Annotated in this window: 18 protein-coding genes and 1 tRNA gene; 4 read left to right on the top strand and 15 right to left on the bottom strand. The window is 38.3% G+C overall.

Translation table 11 applies throughout. From position 1 onward, the window contains the following. The first annotated feature begins 16 nt into the window (after positions 1-16). Positions 17-643: a 16S rRNA (guanine(527)-N(7))-methyltransferase RsmG gene (rsmG, locus tag SanaruYs_RS11190; protein ID WP_127122654.1), complete on the top strand. Its 627-nt coding sequence runs from the start codon at positions 17-19 to the stop codon at positions 641-643. Between the two features lie 2 nt (positions 644-645). Here the strand turns inward: rsmG and crcB are convergent, their stop codons facing one another. The 13 genes from crcB to SanaruYs_RS11125 form a co-directional block, all read right to left on the bottom strand. After that, a complete protein-coding gene (crcB, locus tag SanaruYs_RS11185; protein WP_127122653.1) occupies positions 646-1,014 on the bottom strand; it encodes a fluoride efflux transporter CrcB in 369 nt (122 codons plus the stop codon). Then, positions 1,011-1,679 carry a lysophospholipid acyltransferase family protein gene (locus tag SanaruYs_RS11180; RefSeq protein ID WP_127122652.1) on the bottom strand — a complete coding sequence of 223 codons (669 nt, stop codon included), beginning with the start codon at positions 1,677-1,679 and terminating at the stop codon, positions 1,011-1,013. Before SanaruYs_RS11180 ends, crcB begins: the two co-directional genes overlap by 4 nt. Before the next feature lie 75 nt (positions 1,680-1,754). Next, positions 1,755-3,779 (bottom strand): excinuclease ABC subunit UvrB, encoded by a 2,025-nt coding sequence (gene uvrB / locus SanaruYs_RS11175; protein WP_127122651.1) that lies wholly within the window; start codon positions 3,777-3,779, stop codon positions 1,755-1,757. Between the two features lie 85 nt (positions 3,780-3,864). After that, positions 3,865-4,611, bottom strand: coding sequence for a shikimate dehydrogenase family protein (locus tag SanaruYs_RS11170; protein WP_127122650.1), 747 nt, complete (start codon positions 4,609-4,611; stop codon positions 3,865-3,867). A 1-nt stretch (position 4,612) separates the two neighbouring features. Next, positions 4,613-5,551, bottom strand: a complete 939-nt coding sequence (locus SanaruYs_RS11165; protein ID WP_218022432.1) for a polyprenyl-phosphate transporter — start codon at positions 5,549-5,551, stop codon at positions 4,613-4,615. Positions 5,552-5,559: 8 nt separating this feature from the next. Beyond that, the gene (locus SanaruYs_RS11160; RefSeq protein ID WP_127122649.1) at positions 5,560-6,363 is read right to left on the bottom strand and encodes a phosphosulfolactate synthase; all 804 of its coding nucleotides are present in this window, start codon (positions 6,361-6,363) and stop codon (positions 5,560-5,562) included. Beyond that, the gene (locus SanaruYs_RS11155; RefSeq protein ID WP_127122648.1) at positions 6,363-7,769 is read right to left on the bottom strand and encodes a tetratricopeptide repeat protein; all 1,407 of its coding nucleotides are present in this window, start codon (positions 7,767-7,769) and stop codon (positions 6,363-6,365) included. The genes SanaruYs_RS11160 and SanaruYs_RS11155 overlap by 1 nt, the downstream gene beginning before the upstream one ends. 55 nt (positions 7,770-7,824) lie before the next feature. After that, positions 7,825-8,811, bottom strand: coding sequence for an NAD-dependent epimerase/dehydratase family protein (locus SanaruYs_RS11150; RefSeq protein WP_127122647.1), 987 nt, complete (start codon positions 8,809-8,811; stop codon positions 7,825-7,827). Next, positions 8,811-9,539: a tyrosine-protein phosphatase gene (locus tag SanaruYs_RS11145; RefSeq protein ID WP_127122646.1), complete on the bottom strand. Its 729-nt coding sequence runs from the start codon at positions 9,537-9,539 to the stop codon at positions 8,811-8,813. Before SanaruYs_RS11145 ends, SanaruYs_RS11150 begins: the two co-directional genes overlap by 1 nt. Then, positions 9,539-11,854: a GumC family protein gene (locus tag SanaruYs_RS11140; protein WP_127122645.1), complete on the bottom strand. Its 2,316-nt coding sequence runs from the start codon at positions 11,852-11,854 to the stop codon at positions 9,539-9,541. The genes SanaruYs_RS11145 and SanaruYs_RS11140 overlap by 1 nt, the downstream gene beginning before the upstream one ends. 9 nt (positions 11,855-11,863) lie before the next feature. Continuing rightward, complete coding sequence (locus SanaruYs_RS11135; protein WP_127122644.1) at positions 11,864-12,544, bottom strand: polysaccharide biosynthesis/export family protein; 681 nt, start codon at positions 12,542-12,544, stop codon at positions 11,864-11,866. Between the two features lie 91 nt (positions 12,545-12,635). Then, entirely contained in the window at positions 12,636-13,193 is a 558-nt protein-coding gene (gene rfbC / locus SanaruYs_RS11130) for a dTDP-4-dehydrorhamnose 3,5-epimerase (protein WP_127122643.1), read from the bottom strand. Beyond that, positions 13,183-14,295: a glycosyltransferase family 4 protein gene (locus tag SanaruYs_RS11125; protein WP_127122642.1), complete on the bottom strand. Its 1,113-nt coding sequence runs from the start codon at positions 14,293-14,295 to the stop codon at positions 13,183-13,185. Before SanaruYs_RS11125 ends, rfbC begins: the two co-directional genes overlap by 11 nt. A gap of 150 nt (positions 14,296-14,445) precedes the next feature. On the opposite strand from SanaruYs_RS11125, the gene hflX reads away from it, so the two are divergent. The 3 genes from hflX (at position 14,446) to SanaruYs_RS11110 (ending at position 18,640) form a co-directional block, all read left to right on the top strand. After that, positions 14,446-15,654 carry a GTPase HflX gene (hflX, locus tag SanaruYs_RS11120; protein ID WP_127122641.1) on the top strand — a complete coding sequence of 403 codons (1,209 nt, stop codon included), beginning with the start codon at positions 14,446-14,448 and terminating at the stop codon, positions 15,652-15,654. Between the two features lie 22 nt (positions 15,655-15,676). Beyond that, positions 15,677-15,748: transfer RNA gene (locus SanaruYs_RS11115), tRNA-Arg, on the top strand. 441 nt (positions 15,749-16,189) lie between these two features. Next, the gene (locus SanaruYs_RS11110) at positions 16,190-18,640 is read left to right on the top strand and encodes a DUF5686 and carboxypeptidase regulatory-like domain-containing protein (protein ID WP_127122640.1); all 2,451 of its coding nucleotides are present in this window, start codon (positions 16,190-16,192) and stop codon (positions 18,638-18,640) included. A gap of 79 nt (positions 18,641-18,719) precedes the next feature. Here SanaruYs_RS11110 and SanaruYs_RS11105 read toward each other — a convergent pair whose 3' ends face one another. Beyond that, positions 18,720-19,166: a DUF6232 family protein gene (locus tag SanaruYs_RS11105; RefSeq protein WP_127122639.1), complete on the bottom strand. Its 447-nt coding sequence runs from the start codon at positions 19,164-19,166 to the stop codon at positions 18,720-18,722. Between the two features lie 264 nt (positions 19,167-19,430). Further along, a complete protein-coding gene (locus tag SanaruYs_RS11100) occupies positions 19,431-21,323 on the bottom strand; it encodes a CocE/NonD family hydrolase (RefSeq protein ID WP_127122638.1) in 1,893 nt (630 codons plus the stop codon). Between the last annotated feature and the right edge of the window lie 49 nt (positions 21,324-21,372).

Below are 21,372 nucleotides of genomic sequence, written 5' to 3'. Positions count from 1 at the left end.
TTAAAAATTCTTCAACTTGAGATCCGCCATCATTCTAAAATACTTCCCCGATCTTTCTGACATACAGAAAAAACAATTCGAAATGTTATTCGATTTGTACTCAGATTGGAATGAGAAAATCAATGTTATCTCCCGCAAGGATATTGATAATCTATACACCAACCATGTGCTGCATTCACTAGGCATTGCCAAGGTGCAACAGTTCATGGCCGGTTCAGACATTCTTGATGTGGGTACTGGCGGAGGTTTCCCAGGCATTCCCTTAGCTATACTTTTCCCTGATGTAAAATTTCATCTGGTTGACTCAATAGGGAAAAAAATTACTGTTGTTAAAGAAGTGTCTACTGCCCTGGGACTAAAAAATGTAAAAGCAGAACAAGCAAGAGCGGAACAACTAAAAGGTGAGTACGATTTTATTGTAAGCAGAGCCGTTACACGCATTAAAGAATTCCATCAGTGGATTCATAATAAGACGAAGGATAAGTCTATACATGAAAGGGACAACGGTATACTCTATTTAAAAGGGGGCGATCTTGATGAAGAGCTGAATGAATTAAAAAAGCCTTATCAACTTAATAACCTATCTGATTATTTTAAGGAAGAATTCTTTGAAACAAAAAAGGTGGTGTATGTGCCACTATGATATTATGGCCTCACTAACCATTGTCCGGTAAATACAGCCATCAAACAGAGGGTAACACTAAGCACAATGTATAACACAGACATTAACTGAAACTGGGCATTAAACATACTCAATGTTTCATGGCTGAAAGTTGAGAAAGTACTAAAGCCTCCACAAAAACCAACCGCCCAAAACAAGCGACCACTACTGCCGATTAATTGTCTCTCTTCAGCCGTTCCGACAATAACACCTAATATAAAGCAGGCTAACACATTTGATATTAGTGTTGCGTACGGAAATGCTAAGGCATACGGATTAAGCATACGTGCTATGAAGTAACGCACAGCACTGCCTAATCCTCCGCCTAAAAAAACCAGTAAAAAACTTTTCATGATTTGTCTAACATCAAGTTAGTCATAACTTCAAAAGTATGTTGCTTTAAAGCTGCCAAATCGTTGCCAAAATCTTTGATACCTATCGGTTTACCAGCTACAACTTTGATTACTCCCGGAGAGGAAATTCTGATTTCACCTGGATACATTAATTTCGATGCGCCAATTACTACCATCGGTAAAATGTCAGTTTGTGTATCAATGGCTATCCTGAATGCACCATCTTTAAAAGGTTGCAGTAATTCTTTTGTTCGATTCTGTGTGCCCTCTGCAAAAATTAAAGGTGAGGTGCCCCGCTTCAATACTTCAATCAATTTACTTATACTTTTCTTTCTACTATTCTGATCACCCCTGTCTAACATAATACAAGCCGACTTGATGATTAAACCTAAAATCGGAATTTTACCTAATTCCTTTTTTGCCAGCGGTTTAAATTCACCAGGAATCATTAAACGCACACCCGGTATATCCAAAAAAGAAGTATGGTTACTTACAAAAATATACGACCTGTTTTTTTCAATAAATTCCTTTCCAATAAGCCGATAACGTATACCGGTAAGTTTATCAAATATAGAAGCCCATATCCGTAAAAACTTATTCCCCAGCCAGCTGCTACGTTCACCCAATAGAAAAGGTATGATAATTCCTGGGAGTAAAATGATCATGGATACTGTAAAAATAACAAAGACCCAAATTGTGTAAAAAGCGGAAAGCGTTTTTTTAAAACCGTTCACTGTTAGCTATTTTTTCTCTTCAGTTAATTTTTGAATAGCGAGGTATTCATCGCGCAGTTTTGCGGCCTCAATAAATTCAAGATCCTTAGCTGCCTTTTCCATTGCTTTACGTGTGCGATCAGCCATTTTTTGCAATTCATCCTTACTTAAAAATGCAACAACAGGATCGGCAGCTAATGTTATCTCTTCATTTTCTATATAGTAATTTTTTGTGCTGCGTTTCGAATCCGCCACTTTAGTTTGTCCAAGTATGGAATCTTTGCTTCTAATGATTGTCTTAGGAGTTATGCCATGTTCTGCATTATAATCTAACTGAATTTTTCTGCGCCTGTTCGTTTCATCAATGGCTTGTTCCATCGATTCAGTGACTCTATCTGCATACATGATTACACGACCATTCTCATTACGTGCGGCACGACCAATGGTCTGCACCAACGAACGTTGATTGCGTAGGAAGCCTTCTTTATCAGCATCCATAATGGCTACCAAGGAAACTTCTGGCAAATCCAATCCCTCTCTCAATAGATTCACACCAACCAATACATCGAACACACCTAAACGTAGTTCCCGTAAAATTTCAACCCGATCGAGTGTACTTACTTCTGAATGTATATAGCGACACTTTACCCCTACCCTGTCCATATACTTGGTCAGTTCTTCTGCCATGCGTTTGGTCAAAGTAGTAATCAGCACTCTTTCTTTCTTCTTAATGCGTTCATCAATTTCTTCAAGCAAATCATCAATCTGATTTTTGCTTGGTCGTACATCAATGATGGGATCCAATAAACCTGTGGGCCTGATCAATTGCTCAACTACAACACCTTCTGACTTTCTCAACTCATACTCAGCTGGTGTTGCACTCACATACACAACCTGTCTGTGCATTTCTTCAAATTCATTAAAAGTAAGTGGTCGGTTGTCTAATGCTGAAGGCAAACGGAAACCATAGTCAACTAAATTGACTTTTCTAGATCTATCCCCTCCCCACATCGCCCTGATTTGCGGCACTGTTACGTGACTCTCGTCAATCACCATTAAATAATCATCTGGGAAGTAATCAAGCAAACAGAAGGGTCGCTGACCGACTTTTCGTCTGTCGAAGTAACGCGAATAATTTTCTATGCCTGAGCAATAGCCCAACTCACGCATCATCTCAATATCAAACTCAGTGCGTTCTTTAAGGCGCTTCGCTTCTAAATGTCTTTTCTCACTCTCAAACATTTTAACTTGCAGCACCATGTCATCCTGTATTTCCTTTATAGCCTGATGCAGCGAATCCTTTCCTGTTACGAAAAGATTAGCAGGAAAAATAGTGACAACATTTTCGTCAGAAATTTTCTTACCACTAACAGGATCTATTCTTTGTATCGATTCAATTTCATCGCCCCAGAAATAAATGCGTAAAGCATAATCTGCGTAGGCAAGAAAAACATCGACAGTATCACCTTTAACACGAAAGGTGCCGCGCTTGAATTCAGCTTCTGTCCTATTGTAGAGAATATCAACTAAAGCAAAAAGTAAACGGTTGCGTGCAATGGTTTCACCTGCTTTAAGTCTGATTACGTTTTTACCAAACTCATCAGGGTTACCAATACCATAAATACAAGAGACGGAGGCGATTACAATTACATCTCTTCTGCCGGTAAGTAAAGAAGAAGTTGCACTCAGGCGCAGTTTCTCAATTTCTTCATTAATGGATAAATCCTTTTCAATGTATAAGCCTGAGGTGGGAATAAAAGCCTCAGGTTGATAATAATCGTAGTATGAAATGAAGTACTCTACAGCATTTTCAGGAAAAAATTGCTTGAATTCACCGTAGAGCTGTGCCGCTAGGGTTTTATTATGACTTAAAACCAATGTGGGTCTATTGGTTTGGGCAATTACATTGGCAATAGTGAAAGTTTTACCAGATCCGGTTACACCTAACAGCGTTTGATGCGCTTCACCACGTTCCACTCCAGCCACCAATTGAACAATGGCTTTTGGTTGATCTCCGGTGGGTTTGTATTCACTGGTAAGTTTAAACTCCATTATGTAAATGGAAGGCTCAAAATCCAAAATTCAAAATTATTACGTGATAATTTTGAATTTTGGATCAGAAATTTTTGGAGTGCGGTTATGAATTCCAGATTTCCCAGGACTTCTCTGCCTGTACATGAAGCATTTCTAGGCCATTCTTAATGGTTGCACCGTGCATTTCTGCTTTTTGCAAGAATACGGTTCTCGCTGGGTTATAAATTAGATCATAAACAAAATGATTCTTCCCAATGTTTTCCATACTGATGGGTGCCATGGTCTCGGTATTAGGGTGCATACCCAGAGGTGTCGTGTTAATTACCAAGTTACACTCACTCAATATTTGTTTGTTTTTAGCGTCTAATTCCTCGTACGTGAGTTGTCCTTTGCCAGCTTCGCGTGAAACAATCTGATGCTCTATTTTCAATTTCTTTAATGCCTGGCGCACTGCCTTAGAAGAACCACCTGAACCCAGTACCAAGGCTTTAAAAGCGGTTCCTTTTGGAAGCCAACGTTCTAATGTTTCGTAAAATGCAGCAGCATCAGTGTTGTATCCTTTAAGTTTGCCGTCCTGAATTTTAATAACGTTTACGGCACCAATTTCCTTTGCAGCGGCATCCACCTCATCAATCAAAGCAATCACTTTTTCTTTGTAAGGAAGGGTAACATTTAATCCACTTAAGCTTTTATTTTTTTCTACTAAATCTGTGAGTTCATTGATTGAACCGAGTGGAAATAATTCATAATGATGATCTCTTAATCCATCTCTGAAAAATTTCTCATCGAAATAAGCTTTTGAGAAAGAGTGACTAACTGTTGATCCTATTAAGCCAAATATTTTTTCCATGTTAATGTTTTAGTTTTAGTCGCGTAGCAATACGCTCAATCAAAATCACAATAAATACACCTAAGGCCATCATTAAAATGGCTTGTAAAAGTAATGGATCTTTACCTGTTACTTCAAAATACTGTCCTGGTAAGATACTTTGATCAAAAACTGAAATTTGTTCTCCTTTACTGTTGGTGGCATATTCTTTAATTTCTCTCCATGGCCACACTTTATTGAGAGAGCCTATCATAAAACCAGCTAAAATAGCTATGGCAAGACTATGGTAATGCTTTAGTACCCATGAAAGTAATCTTGAAAAAGAAATGATGCCAACAAAACAACCCAATACAAATATTGATACAATAGTTAGATTAAATTCAATGAGGGCAGTTATCATGAATTGGTATTTACCAATCAGCAGTAGAATGAAAGCTCCGGAAATACCAGGTAAGATCATAGCACAAATGGCAAGTGTACCGCTGAGGAAAATAAAGAAAAGGTTATTCGGGCTTTCCGTTGGTGTTACTACCGTGATGTAATAGGCCACACCTACACCCGCCACAAAGCTTAAAATAGATGAAGCGTTCCATTGTTTTATTTCGCGCATTACAAGGGGCGCAGAAACCAGAATAAGACCAAAAAAGAAAGACCAGATCAGGATGGGTTGCGTGTGCAACAAGTGCGTCATCAGTTTTGCTAATGAGAGCAAGCTTGTGATGATCCCTGCAAAAAGTGTTACCAAAAAATTGCCGTTTATCTTTTTCCAGAAATCTGCAAAACGAAAACGAATCAATAATTTAAAAGCTTCTCCATCTACTGCTTTGATCGAGGAGAGCAATTCATCATAGATACCACTTATAAACGCTACCGTTCCACCTGAAACGCCTGGTATAACATCGGCAGCACCCATAGCCATACCCTTCAGGTACAACAAAATATAATCAGCAGGATTTTTCAAATTAACTTTTACTCAACCTCAAAAGGTGGTGTTGTATTTGTTTTCTTTCGCTCAATACCAAGGAAATGTAAGAAAGTATCTCCTCTTAAACCTAAACGAATTGTTTCCAACGGAATCACTTCATTAGGTGCGATATTCCCCAGGTTTACATTAGCACCCAACAATTTGATAAACCAAACTTGTTGCGCTTTTTGCGGTGCTTCCCAAATAATTTTTTCGAAAGGTATTTTAGTCAAGATCTCCTGAACAAGACCTGAACGCACTTCACCGGTTGAACGGAATAAACCTACGTTACCACCTTCGCGTGCTTCACCAATTACTTTCCAGGCACCGGCATCCAATTCTTTTTGCATCAACTCTATCCACTGATATGGTGGGATAATTTTATCTGCATCCTTAGACCCTACTTCTGATAACACAGTTACCTGCTCAGATAGCTTTGCTATGTAATCGCACTTTTTGTCGTGATCTAAATCTATTGAACCATCTGATACTTCGGCAAACTGCATATCAAATTTATCAAGCACTCTGCGATAGTCATCAAACTGATCGCGAATAATAAAAGCTTCAAACAGCGTGCCTCCAAAATAAGTGGGTAAGCCAGCGTCTTTAAAAACTTTTAGTTTTTCCTTCAGGTTAGGGGTAACAAAAGAGGTTGCCCAACCCAGTTTTACAATGTCAACATGGTCGGCACAAGTAGCCACAAAGTCTTCTGCTTCCCGCACACTAAGCCCTTTATCCATGGCCATAGTAAAACCGAATTGCCTGGGCTTACGGGTACGCTCAGGCAGGTTCTTTAGTTCGTAGTTCATTAGTTGTTTTCTTTTCTAAATTGTTCGATGATCTTATAGAGCGCTTTCTGCGTTTCCAACTGCGGAAAGAACTCGAAGAGGATCGTATGACCATCAAAGTCCAAAATTAATGCATTTTCTAGATAGTTAAAGGCCTCCTTAAATTTGCCTCCTGCAATTAAGTAGACCGTCATTCTGTAAAACATTTCCGAATCATCGGGAACTTCGACAAAACCTTCCGCTAAAATACCAATAGCACGCTCAAATTCGCCTTGATCGTAATGAATAAATGACCAATTGAGCCAAATTTCTTTATCTGATGGATCTAGTTTGGCCGCCTCTTCATAAGATTCTAAACTGCGTGGAATATGTCCGATTTTGAAATCAGAGTGTGCTACAGCTTTCCAATATTCAGAATTTTCGGTGTGCAGCTTGAGTGCTTTTGTGTAATGATGGTTGGCTTCACTCCATTTCTCCATCTTTTCAAGGCAAGCACCACACCCAAACCAAGCCTCATCATACAAACTGTCGATCTTAGTTGACTTCTGATAATATTTAAGCCCTAGTTCAAATTGTTCTAAACTTTCATAGGCAGCACCAATGCAGCAATACACTTCTGCGCTTGGTCCTTCTAACTCTATTGTCTTTTTAAATGAATCCAGTGCTTTGGTGTACTCTGCCAGATTCATGTAAGTGTTACCCACATTGAAATATGCTGAGGCAAAAGTTTCATCAATAGTGATAGCGTAGTCGTAGGCAACTAAGGCTTCACTAAATTTTTCTAGTTTATTATAGACAATACCCAAGTTGTACCACGCTGCTGCTGAGTACGGATCTTCGTCAATAAATTTTTGATAATACTCAACACTACTTTCTAATTGATCCGTTACATCGAGACAGAAGGCAAGCTCGTATAATGCACCTTCATGGTTGAGGTTTAATTCTATTGCTTCTTTATAGGCGTCTATTGCCAGTTGGTATTGCTCAATTTGCTGGTAAGCAAGACCGATGTTATAATAAACTTCGTCTTTATCCTCTGCAAGATTAAGTGCTCTTTCGTAGCACTCAATTGCTTCTGTATGTTTATTCTGAAGTGAAAAAATGGAGCCTTTGGTTAACAAAACTTCTGGATCATTGGGTTGCATACTTTCTACGTCACTAAGTATATCCAATGCTTCGTCATGCTCACCCAGGTTGGAAAGAATTTGAGCTTTAACAACCTTTAACTCTGCAGAGAAAGGGTATTGACTAATGCCCAAGTTTGCTGCATGTAATGCCTTATTATTTTTTCCTCTGAATAAATAATAATCTATGATTTCCTGAAAAGCTTCCAGATCAAAAAAACCTTGTTTCTTTTTTCGCAGGTTCTCCTCAAAAGTCTTTATCAGCTCATTTTCTTCTTCCCGCTTACGATACTCTTTTGCCATGTGCAATCGGTTTGCAAAAGTTAACAAATACAAGGGCAAAACTAAATAGCAAATCCTACTTTTTAAGACTTATTTTTTGCCTATACTCCCCGCAGCACCAGGAAATAGTGTTTTCAATCGATTGAAACTCAAGTCCAAGAGCTTTCTTAACCTTGATATTGCTGTAAGTGAAATTTTTTCCGGCTAAATGGGCTGTTTCCTTGGTGATTAAAGGTCTGGACCTTGTTAAAAAGGAGCGAAAAGCGTCAAACCGTGCGGCAAATTGAATCAGTTTCCGATTAACACGTATTGAAGGTGGCTTTTTACCGAAATAATTTGCTGCCTTGGTGAAAAAATCGAGGTATGAAATCGTCTCAGCCGTAAGAATAAAACGCTCAGCTTCAATTGAAGAATTATATAGTTTGATGATAGCGGTCGCCACATCACGAACATCTACCGCACTAAAAGACCCATCAGTAAAAAAGGGACGTTCCTGCCAGGCGTATTTAAAAAGTTGTGCGCTGCTTTTATCCCAATCAGTTGGGGCAAGAATAACTGAGGGGTTTACAATTACCGTACAAAGCCCTTCTTCTTGTCCACGCCATACTTCCAATTCAGCCTGATACTTTGAAGTGGCGTAGTTACTAACAATAGCTCCCTCTATCCACTTACTTGTTTCGTCTATATATACTTGCCCTTTTTCTTTTCCAATGGCGGCTACCGAACTTACATGTAGCAAACGTTTTATGCCTGTTATTAAGCAGGCGTTTACTACATTTCTTGTGCCCTCTACATTAATAGATTTAACAATCTCTCCGTCTTGTTTATGATAAGAAACTACAGCTGCAGTATGGATAACACCGGTTGCTTTAGAAAATATCTCAATCAGCGAGTCTGGATCTGTAATATCGCCTTCAACCCATTGAATAATATTATTTATATCAGCAAGCGATGATATGTCGCTCGATTCTCTGCGCATGGCGACAAAAGGAATCTTAGCTTCGACCAGCCTCCTCACCACATAACTACCCAACAATCCGTTAGCTCCCGTTACAACAATCATTATAAAGAATAATTTAAAAGTGGCAACGCCAATGCTTTGCTATAGTATTTGCTTTTTTGTGCGCGTTTTAATATTTCAGCATGTTGCAGATTATGACAATCACTTCCTAACATGTTTACATATTTTTGGTCGATTAGGAAGCGTGCCAATTTTTCAACTTCTGGGCCGTACAACCCCCCTAATGACATGCTGTTTACCTGTAAGAGAACACCGCGCGATAGTAAATCTTCAATTCTACTTTTGTTATTAAGCAAGTACATATACCGTTCGGGATGTGCCATAACCGGCTTATACCCTAGTGTAGTAATTTTAAAAATAAAATCATTTAGTATGAGTGGTTCTGAGAAGAAATTAGTTTCAAACAATAAATGATTTTGAGAAAAAGTAAGAAGTTTAGCTTTAGCATCTACTTGTTGCATCAGCCATTCATCTAAATTATATTCGGCAATTGCTGATAAAGACACCTCAACATTTCTCTCCTTCAGGTAATCTTTAAGCAAGATTAGTTTTTGTTGTATGGTCTCAGAGCTATTTCTGTATAATTCGTGTACGTGAGGGCTGGTAATAAGTCGTGTAAAACCAAGTGCTTTAAGTTTAAGAATTACCTGCTCTGCTTCTTCAAGTGATTTTACGCCATCATCGATTCCTGGTAAAAGATGTGAGTGCACGTCTGTTGTAAACGCTGGCATCCAAACGGACTCTTCTTTCTTTTTAAACCAATGAAACACTATCTGTTAAAAAAAATGGATTCGAAATATTTAGACTTCTTTTCTTCGTGGTAGTAGCCATAGCCATAGGTTTGTGCGGTGGCCGGTAAAGCATTGAGGATAGCTGTTACATTAGAAAAATTATGAAGGGAATTAATTCTTTTTAAATTATGAAGAAACTCTTTCTTGGAATAATTAGCACGGAATAAGTACACACAAACGTCTGAGCGCTTCATAGCCATAATACCATCAGTAACTATACCTACTGGTGGTGTATCAATGATAACAAAATCGTAGGCTTGTCTTAATTCTTGAATTAGCTTTTCAAAAGCACCGTTAACTAATAGCTCCGATGGATTTGGTGGATGTGGACCAGCAGGGATAACATCAAAGTTGGCAACTGAAGTGGATTGTGCACACTCCTGCCATGTATTTTTACCAATTAATACACCGCTAACACCAAGTGCCTTATTATTAAATGGAGGTGGCTGATCATCTTTAGGTTTGCGCATATCCAAATCGACAAGCACCACCCTTTTATTTGACATTGCTATGACGGCACCCAGGTTGCGTGCTACAAAAGATTTTCCTTCGCCTGATACAGTTGAAGAAATAGAAATAACCTTTTGCACACCATTTACATTAAAGAAATCCAAATTGGTTCTTAATGTTCGAATGGACTCTGATACCATTGAATGAGGCTGATTTTGAACGGGTAAATTATCCTTTCGGGAATTTCTGAAAGCAGGAATGATACCTAGAATAGGCACCTTGGCAATTCTTTCCAATTCATGCACACTGGTAATTTTATCATCAATCAAATAAAGAAAGCCTACAAAGAAAAATATAACCACAAGGCTAGTGGTAAAACCACCGATTGTTATTAAAATTCTCTTTGGTGAAATCGGTTTACCTGGTAGATTGGCAGCAGATAATATCTTAAAGTCAGGTATGGTACCTGCCTGTGCAATCTCAAATTCAGAGCGCGATTGCATAAGCGTAAAATAAAACTCTTCGTATAACTTGTAGTAGCGTTGGTTCTTATTGTATTCAGTTGCCTTATCGGGCATAGTTGCAAATTCTCTCTCTAACAGTCTGCGTCTTGTGTCTGCTCTTCTTGCCTGATCCAGTACAATTTTCTCCAACTCAGTTAACTGAATGACTAAGGCTTTTTCAGCAAATTCAATATCACGTTGTAGTTCCTGATATGCAAATGTTGATTCTTTATAAGAAAGCTTTAGTTCATTAATTGCCTCTCTTTTTTTCTGATAGGCTAACACATCGTTTATTACTTCTTGTGGCAGCGTCTCTTTATCTGTAAGACTTACATAACGCTCAGTCTTTCCATCTTTTAAATCCTCCTTTAATTTACGAATTAACCTTAGTCGACTGTTAATTGTAAAACTTGAGGTATCAAGGGCGTTAATCTGTTCGACCGTTCTGCTCATGTCAGCAGTAAGGTCTTGGGTTTTGTTTTTGAGCGTGAAGTCTTTAAAGTAATCTTCATACTGAGACATTTTTTCTTCAATCTGCTCAAGCTCATTGTTTACCCAGTCGATCTTATGTTTGTTGGCAAAGTTTTTTTGTTCGTTACTAAAGCCCAGGTAAATATTTACAATTTTGTTTACAATGTCCATGGCTTTTTCTGCACTAAACTCCTTAAAGGAAATGCGAATAGTATTTGCATTATAATTTTTAGGAGTTACCATAAGTCGCTCTGTAAAATACGCACGTAATGCCTGCGCATCATTAAGCATAAAAGAGTATGTGTTCTTGGGTTCGTAGGTATATCCCTTAGCACTTTCTATTAATACTTTAAAGCCCTCCATTTGCACAACTTTCCCAAAGTTGCCAGTTAACTTTTCCCCATCACTTAATGTAATCTCAAATTGCGCTTCAGATTTTTTATCAATAGTGTGATTTAGATTATAGTACGAATTGTTTACTTCAATTGGGGTAACTTTAAACGGTGAGTTTTTATACAACTCATAATCTAAAAACTCACCCACACTATAATAAGAAACATCCAATTTAAGTGAGTCAATTACCCTGCTTAAAAATAAATTTGATTGTATAAGTTCAATTTCGCCCGAAATTAAATTCAGGTTTTGGTCTTCCATTATTTTGGTGATACCAAATTCATTTGCCTCGTTATTTACTTCAAGTTTTATTTCTGCTTCTGCCTCGTAAACATTTTTAGTATAACGTATGTAGAGATAAGCTGATAAATTACAAAGTATAAATAATAACAATATCCAAACTGTATTCTTCAGCAGAATAGACTTGAGTTTTGAGAAGTCAATTGTTTCCGATTCGTTTGTAAATCCTTTATCCATATAGCAGATTTACCTTAGCGTTACTATTAAAATTGCAACAATAGAGGTGGTGATCGCTAGCAACTGACCATAGTCGCGTAGTCCCTCGGCCAAAGGTCTTCGTACAGGTTCTACATATACTATATCCCCCGGCAAAACAGTCATGTTACTATTTCTGTAGCTTTCTATTGTACTAAAATCGAGTATGTAAACATCATTCCCCCTTACCAATCTGATATTTTGTGCTTTTGAATCGATAGCAAAAGCTTTACTAAGTGCTAATATTTCTAATACGGAAGTGTTAGTAAAAGTAAGTGGCACCACTTGTCCTCCAGTTGAACCCAACACCACAACTCGATGCGAGGCACATTCAACTGTTACAAAGGCATTTTCATAATATTTGGTAAATTCCTTCTGAAGCAATAGCTCTGTTTCTCGCAGGGTTAAGCCCGCGAGCTTAACTTCATTCAACATAGGCAACTTAGCGACACCGAATTTATCTATCTCAAAATTTTGAGTCTTTATAAGATCTTGTGCTTGCTGCGGATTGGCCATGCCTTGACGCATTAACAAGTCGTCAGGGTCGATAATGCGTTCTCCATTTTTAGTGAAAACTTTTAGTGAAATCTCATCAAAATTAGTAAGTACATAGGCCTGATTGAGATTATTCGCGGCTTGTTTGATTGCAGAAGATTCGGATGTTTTAAACATTATACTCTGCTTGTACGAGCTACAAGAAGCAAATGATAACGAGATAAGCACTATCCAATAAAATGGTTTCAAAGGCGCTTTGATTTAGCAGTTAAATTACTGAATTTCTAATTAACTCTTGTAATGTATGGAGGTATGTGTCCTTTTCTGAAATTATTGGTTCATCGAAAGGCCACTTTATTTTCAAATCGGGATCATTCCACAATAGTCCACGTTCAAATTCCTTATTGTACACCTTACTGCATTTGTAGAAAAAAATACTGTCTTCTAGCGCTGCCAGGCCGTGTGCAAACCCTTCTGGTACAAACAATTGGTTTTGTTTTTCACTATCAAGCACCAGGCTATAGGTTTTAGCAAACGTTGCAGAATCTCTTCTCAAATCTACAACGACATCAAGTACTTTACCTGAAATAACCCTTACAAGCTTAGCCTGCGCAAAAGGCGGCAACTGGAAATGGAGCCCTCGGATTACACCCTTTTTAGAAAACGATTGGTTCTCTTGAACAAATTGAATGTCTGGATCAATATTAATTAACCAATCATCTCGATAGCTTTCGAGAAAATAGCCTCTCTCATCAAGGAAAAGCTTTGGCTCAATTTGAATAAGTCCGGCTATGCCAGTTTCAATAAAAGATACGTTAGGATGCAATTTGTATGATTTTCAGCTCAGCAAGATACTTGTTGATCACTAATTTTTCATCAAACTGACGCTCCATTTTTACACGGCCATTTTGGCCAAAAGCCTTAAGTTTCGAATCATCCATGGCATGCATCTGAACCATTTTGTTTGCAAGATCTTTTTCATCCTTTATTTTACAAAGCAAACCATTGATATTGTTCTCTACCACATGGTTACAACCAGGAACATCAGTTGCAATTATCGGTTTAGCAGAACTCGCTGCTTCAAGAAGTGTCCTGGGGGTGCCTTCTCTATAAGAAGGTAAAACTACACAATCTGCTGCCTGGATAAATTGACGCACATCGTTGGTAGTTCCCAAATATTCAAAAGTGCCTTCTTCAATCCATTTTGCAATTGTTTTTTCATTTATACCTCTTTTGTGTTGTGGATCAATTGCACCAAGTACCTGGAATTTTGCTTTAAGTCCTTGCTGTTTAAAGCGTTGAATTGCATCGACATACTCCAAAACACCTTTATCAGTTATAAGCCTTGAAATCATTAAAAAAGTAAAAGTCTCATTCCGCTGAAAATCAGCAGGCATGAAATGCTCAAGGTTAATACCCGAACCCGGAACAATATCGGCTTTTTGTGCAGCAACTAATTTTCTTGACACGAAAAGTTTGAGGTCGTCAGGGTTTTGAAAGAATATTTTTGAAGGGTAGCGAAAGCTGATTTTATAAAGCCCAATTGCAATTTTTGAAACCAGATTGTCTTTTAAAAAAACTGTGCCTAAACCGCACACATTATTTACTGATGGAATACCCAGCATAGCTGCTGCTAGGGTGCCGTAAACGTTAGGTTTTATGGTAAAATGAAGCACTACCTCTGGCTTTAGCCTTCGGTAAATGGCCCATAATTCTATAAGTAATCCTAGGTCTTTAATGGGATTAGCTCCACGACTGTCCATTTTTACATTGTGATGGGTACAACCTATTTCAGTTAAAAAATGGGTATAATCATCGTTTGGAGCTATGGTATGAACTTCATGTCCTTCAGCCAGCAAAGATTTGATAAAATTTAGCCTGAAATTGTAAATATTCCAGGAGGTGTTTAACACGACAGCAACTTTCATAGGCCCCTGATCAAAGCAACGAAGTCTCGATGGTCAGTCGAAAAAATCGTTTAAGCACATTTATAGACATTAATACTACAAATCTAAGAAAAAGTAACCTGTAGTGAAACCAGCTATACTTTTTTTCCGTTTATTTCGCACCATTTATAAATGACTGAAAAACAAAACACTGCAGTACTCGTTGCTTTAGGTAACAGCCGACACCCGGAACTTGTTGAAGAGCATTTGCACGAACTGGCCTTTTTAGCTGAGACTGCAGGAATTAAAACCGGCAAAAGACTTATCCAGAATCTGGAAAAGCCGGATGGCAAATTCTTTATCGGTAAAGGAAAGCTGGAGGAATTGAAAGAATATGTGCGTGCACTACCTGCTAATCATGTAATCTTTGATGATGACCTAAGCCCATCTCAACTCCGGAACCTGGAGAAGGAACTGAACCCAAAAGATGAGGAAGCTAAAGTGCGTATTTATGACAGGAGCTTGTTGATACTAGACATTTTTCTGCGTAGAGCCCAGACCTCCCAAGCCAGAACACAAGTAGAACTTGCCCGAAACCAATACTTACTTCCACGCCTTACCCGTATGTGGACTCACTTGGAGCGCCAACGAGGTGGTACAGGGACAAGGGGGGGAGCAGGTGAACGAGAAATTGAAACAGACAGACGTATTATTCGCGACCAGATATCTCTTTTAAAGGAGAAACTGAAAAAGATTGAAAGTCAGCATGCTACCCAACGCAAATCTCGGCAGAACATAGTGCGGGTAGCTATTGCCGGTTATACCAATGCGGGTAAATCAACATTAATGAATTTGCTTTCTGGATCAGATGTGCTAGCCGAGAATAAACTCTTTGCTACAGTAGATGCTACGGTGCGTAAAATCAATTTAGGAACAATCCCCTTTTTACTTTCGGATACTGTAGGTTTTATCCGCAAGTTACCTCATCACTTAATTGAATCATTTAAATCTACTTTGGACGAGGTAAGAGAGGCAGATATTATACTACACGTTGTAGATGTATCTCATCCTTATCATGAAAACCATATTGAAGTCGTGTCCAAAACATTGGCTGAACTTAATGCTGGTTCCATACCGGTGGTATTAGTGTTAAACAAAGTAGATATACTAAAAGAGCAGCGACCTGATTTTGATGAAGAAGCAGCTAAGGGCTATTACAGACAAATGGGCTTCGAACACATCATATTTATTGCGGCAGCCAAAAAGCTGAACATTGCTGCGTTGAAGCAACTTCTGTTTGAAGAGGTGAAGAAGAAACATCTGCAGTTTTATCCTAACTATATCACAGATGGATATGAATTTTCATTTATTAATAATCCCGAAGCTGATCAACCCACTTAGTTTTATATTTTTGCATTCTAATGGTCTCATAGTTCAACGGATAGAATAGAAGTTTCCTAAACTTTTGATCCCAGTTCGATTCTGGGTGAGACTACTTAATTATATTGTTACTTGAAAGACCAGAGATCTCTGGTCTTTTACTTTTAGTATCTCTTAGAAACTTTCAATCTTCTAATTGATATTTGAATACGCTGATTTAAAAATTCAAACTGCGTAAATGTAAGATCAGACCATTAAGGAATTCCCTGTCAAGATTAGTTGCCAAACAATTACCAGAAGAAAAAAATCATGCCTCACACAATATAAGATGTGTTTATCCATTTATATACATTGTCAAGGTATGTGCAGTCGGGAAGGAAAGGTAAATGCGCGCTGCGTAGAGTGAGTATTATCAAAGCAAATGATCTAACAGCTTTGTAAATGCAGGAAGTTGATAATGCAATAACCTTACTCATGCAAAGCAATAAATTAACTATCCCTATATCCTTTGAGACAAGGTTCCCTCAAATATCATCAACTACTGTACAGTAGCATCATGCTCTGCCTATCTTTAAATAGCTTGGGTCAAAGTATTAGCGGTTCAATCACAGATGAAAATAATCAGCCTGTTCCATACGCCACCATTTTTATAAGAGAGTTAAACTCGGGCACTACAACTAATATGCAAGGCAAGTATTTTATGCTAATGAATACCGGCATTTATCATGTTGCCGTTTCTTGTGTTGGTTATGAGTCGCAGGCCTTTGTTATTACTGTGGCTGATAGCGAGTTGATTAAAAATATAAAGTTGCAAACCTCAAGCACCCAACTTAACGAACTAGTGATTAGGGCCAGCAGGCGTGATCCTGCTTTTGAAATTATACAATCTGTAATCGACAATAAAGAAAAGCACCTGACACAGGTTAAAAGCTACAAGACAAACATCTACGTGCGTGCTTTGGAGCAATCTGACAAAAAGAAAAAATCAACACAACAAAATCCAGCTGATGAAATTTCTAAAATAGATCCAACAAAAGATCCTCTCGAAGAAGCGCGCAAGCAAGAAGAAGCCAGATTAATGCAAATCAATTTAGTGGAAATGCAACTCACGCTAAATTATAAATACCCCGACAACTATAAAGAAGAAAGAACAGCCTATAAATTATATGGCAGTAAAGCAGGTTTGTACATACCTATATTTAGTCAAGCTGATTTCAATTTCTATCATAACCTTGTTGATATGAAGGGAATTTCTGAAATACCACTTATCTCTCCTATTAGCAGAACAGCCATACTATCATACAAGTATAAACTAGATGCTGTTTTGAAAGAAAATGAAAAGGTGGTTTATAAAATAAAAGTCATTCCAAGAAAAAGTGGTGACGCAACTGTTAATGGATTTTTGTACGTAAATGATAGCACTTGGAATATTAATCGCCTTGAGTTTACCATTGAAAAGGGTGGGTTAAAATTTTATGATCTCTTCATTATTAAACAGAATTACGAAGAGATAAGTGAAGGCTGGTGGATTCCAACAAGGCAAGAATTTACGTACGAAACAAAAGCAAGTGAAAGAATTTTTAAAGGGAAAACCATTCTTGCCTATTCAAACTACGAAAAAGACGTTGCCTTCCCAGAGCGATTTTTTGGCAATGAGGTTTCCGTCATAACAAAAGATGCTTATAAAAAAGATTCAAGTTACTGGAATCAAGCTCGCCCTGAAGCACTCTCTGCTGATGAGAAAAAGTTAATTGCCCTCCGTGATAGTATTGAAGCAGTAAGGAGCAGTAAGCGCTATATCGACTCTATTAATGCAAAATTTAATAAAGTAACTATCGGTGAAGTTTTATACCACGGAGTTGGCTTTAGAAATGGGAATAAGAAAAGTTCAGTCAACATAGCCTCATTACTCAGTCTTATTGATTTTGCAGTTGTTGGTGGCTTTCGACTTGGCCCTTATGGCAGTTATTTTCGTAGATATGAAAATGACAGAACACTTTGGATAAACGGCTCTGTTAATGTAGGTTTTAAGAATAAAGACATTCAAGGAAACGTAAATGCATGGTGGAGACATGATCCATACCACTTAGGTGATCTGGGTGGATTTGTAGGAAGATCCTTTTACACCATCTATCCCTTTGATGCGTACTTAAACCAGTTAAAAATTGCCAATTACATTTTACACGAGCACGCTGACATTTTTTACAGAAGAGAACTTTTCAATGGTTTTTATGTAAGATCACAGTGGGGCTTTGCCAATCGAAAACCTATCGATTCATTAAATGCAACGTCAATAATTGATGACATCTATGAACAGGGTGATCCACTCATTTTTAATAATTACCAGGCATTTATATCTAACACCACAATTTCCTATACACCTGGTCAACAATACATGACCGAGCCAACACGTAAAGTTGTATTAGGTAGCAAATACCCAACATTTACTTTTAATCATAAAAAGGGTTGGGATTATATTTTCGGAAGTGATGTTGATTTCGACTACATAGAATTTTCCGTTCAGCAAAATTTACTTTTAGGCACACTTGGTGATTCAAGGTACACATTTCAGGCAGGCAGGTTTGTTAACACAAAAGAGCTTCCTGATATCGATATAAAACGTTTCAGACAGGCAGACCCAGTCTTGTATTCCGAGCCGTTACACTCCTTTCAATTATTAGACACTTCACTTACTACCACTAACTGGTTTTTAGAAGCACACTACATCCATCATTTCAATGGCGCCATGATCAATAATATTCCATTAATCAAAAAAACCAAAATAAGAACTGTTGCCGGTGCAGGGGCTATGTGGATACAAGAGAGCAACTTTCGTCATCAGGAGATTTTTGGTGGCCTTGAGCGTATATTTAAGTTAGGACCTCGAAGAAGACTACGATTAGGCGTTTACGGTATTATCGGACAATCTAATAATCTAAAACCTACCTCAGGTTTTAAATTATCATTTGATATTATTGATACCTGGAAACTGGATTGGAGTTATTAGAAATTATTTCAGTAACACATCGATTATTCATAAAAAATAAAAACCGGATTACTCCGGTTTTTTATTTTAGATAGAGAATCTAAAATCTCCATTTTTCCAACGCTTTACTAAGGGCTTCGTGAATCATGGCGATGTATTCTCTTTCTTTACTAACAACGACTTCTTTTTCACCTTCGGCTGTTACGATTTGCACGCCATACTTTTCTCTCTCAATTATCAGAAAAATAATTCCCGCCAGAAACATCATAACTCCGAAGATGAGTGAAAGCAAACGTGCTGTTAATATATACTCACCAACCTGCAAATTTTGTATAGCGTTAACAGGGGTCAAGTTAAAAACACCCAAGGCTAAAAAGACAAGTCCAAGCGCGAGCATAACAAGCACTGGAATACGTCTTGGTGGAATTACCCTGAAATCGTGCCGGATAATTCCCTCCAAATGATACAGGCTCTTCTTCACTTTAAAAGTTGAATCCGTAACAGTGATCTTATGACCATCTGTGTACAATAGTTTTTCCGTATTCATAGCATACTGGTTTTACTGTTTAAACGATACACGAAATATTGTGGATGAGTGGTGAGGCATTTGCATCTTTAAACGGCTTGTTTTTATTGACGAACTGCTGATTACAACGAGGACTGTAAGTGTTAAATCTTAGCAAAAAGATTCAGTACGGTTATCAAGAGACCGTATAACAATTTAAAATGCAATATGATCAAACAAAAAGATCAGGAGTGAACTTATCACTCCTGATCTTTTCTAAGTGCAGATGTTTTCTTCAGAAAACATTTACTTCTTCTTTTTAACAATAGGCAAACGAATACTACTCAAATATTTTGCTGCGTGATGCACACTGTTCGTAGCCACCTTCGCTTCTGATTCATCAAAGTTATTTCCCCCTGTATTTAAGTTTCTGTCGAAGCGAGGAAAATTGCTGCTCGATACTTCAATACGAATGCGATGTCCTTTCTCAAAATAATTGCTGGTTGACATGGGTGTTAAATCCACTTTATACACCTGGTCAGCTTGCATAAATACTTCCTTTGTGTAGCCCTCGCGGTAGCGTACTCTTTGAATGGTTTCATCCAGGTTATATGCCTTACCATCCGGATATACATCAATCAACTTAATCGTAAAATCAGTATCCTTCATATCGGATGATATGTACAAAGTAGATTCAATAAATCCGCTTACTTCTATACCCTCTGTGAGTGGTTCACTTGTGTACACCAATATGTCATCGCGCTTCTCCATTTCCTGCTGATCGAACGATCCACCTTGCACTGCATTTCCAGTACAGCAAACGTTGCCTCCGTACGACATCACAGGATTCATGGGATCGTATTTAAAAGTATCCGGATTATCTTTAGTTGGTTTTTTCGTGCTCAAGGTTCCGTTACCAGCACCTGTGTTTGCTTTACCCTGGCTGTTTAAATAGTAGGTAGTCATCACTGCATTTTCAGGTGGCCAGGTATCAGCACTTTGCCATTGGTTACTTCCCATGGTAAAGTATTTAACCTTAGGCATTTTTTTCAAGGCATCGCTTGATTCACCCTTTAGCCAAACATCAAACCAACCATAAACAAGCTCGTTGTAATTAAGACGTGCATCACCAACACTACGCTCACCCACAATGGTATTTTCAGTTGCTCTTGTATAAGCACAATGCAAAGTTGGTGCAATTACTAAATATTGATTGTCACGCACAGCAGCATCTTTCGCATTATTGCGCACATGATTGTATAAAGCAAGATTAGGACTGCTTGACACATCGTACCACGACACAAACCAGAAACTTGGTGTGTTAAATGGCATGTCGTCATGATATAACCCACCTTTATACCATGCCGGATCGTTGGGTGTTCTCCGGATCATGTCTTCGTATATGCCTTTTGGGCCATTTACATTTTTGATAATATCCTGCACTGGTAAATGTTTCAAACCTACCGACCAATCTACTTTTGGGTAACGTGGTGCCATGTCGTAGAAACGTTGTATACGCTGTAAATCCTCTTGTGTAATATTTGAAGGCAAGGAAGGTTTAAACTCATCGTGTTGGGTTCCATACAACCATGCAGTAAATAACATTTGTTGTGCACCACCCCTAAACCAATTGCCTTGTTCGTAGAATTTACCAATGCGACCCACGCCCGCACCATAACCCTGTGGCACCATAGCAGCCAGATTAGGATGCTCTAGTGCAGCAACAGCCATTTGCCATTCTGCCGTTGAAGAACAACCCAGAGTTCCAATTTTTCCATTACTCCAATTTTGTGCTGCCATCCAGGTAAAGGCATCATAGCCATCAGTAGTAGGTGTACCCAGAATATCCCACTCGCCTTCTGAGAAAAAGCGACCACGTTCATTTTGTACTATATAAGCGTATCCTTTTTGTACAGCATCTAATGCTGTTTGCAAAGTTCGTGTTACCAACTCACCATCGCGGTAGCTGTTAAAATTATAGGGGGTACGTGAGAATATTATCGGATACTTGCCATCACCTTTCGGTCGATAGATGTCGGTTGAAAGGCGCACGCCATCACGCATCGGCATCATTACCTTTTGATCTATGATGGCAACTTTCTTAAGTTCTTCCAGTACATTCGTATTGTCTTGGGCATATCCGTTAATCAAGCATAGCAAGAATAGCAGTACGGCAAGCATGAGTTTAGGTTTCTTCATAATATTGACTTGGTTGGAAATTGAAGTTAAATGATTGACCTTGATAAGT

It is taken from the genome of Chryseotalea sanaruensis (genome assembly GCF_003990915.1).
In the GTDB taxonomy this organism is placed as follows: Bacteria; Bacteroidota; Bacteroidia; order Cytophagales; family Cyclobacteriaceae; genus Chryseotalea; species Chryseotalea sanaruensis.
The sequence above is the reverse complement of the archived record's forward strand: the minus strand, read 5'-3'. Positions and strand labels throughout refer to the sequence as shown.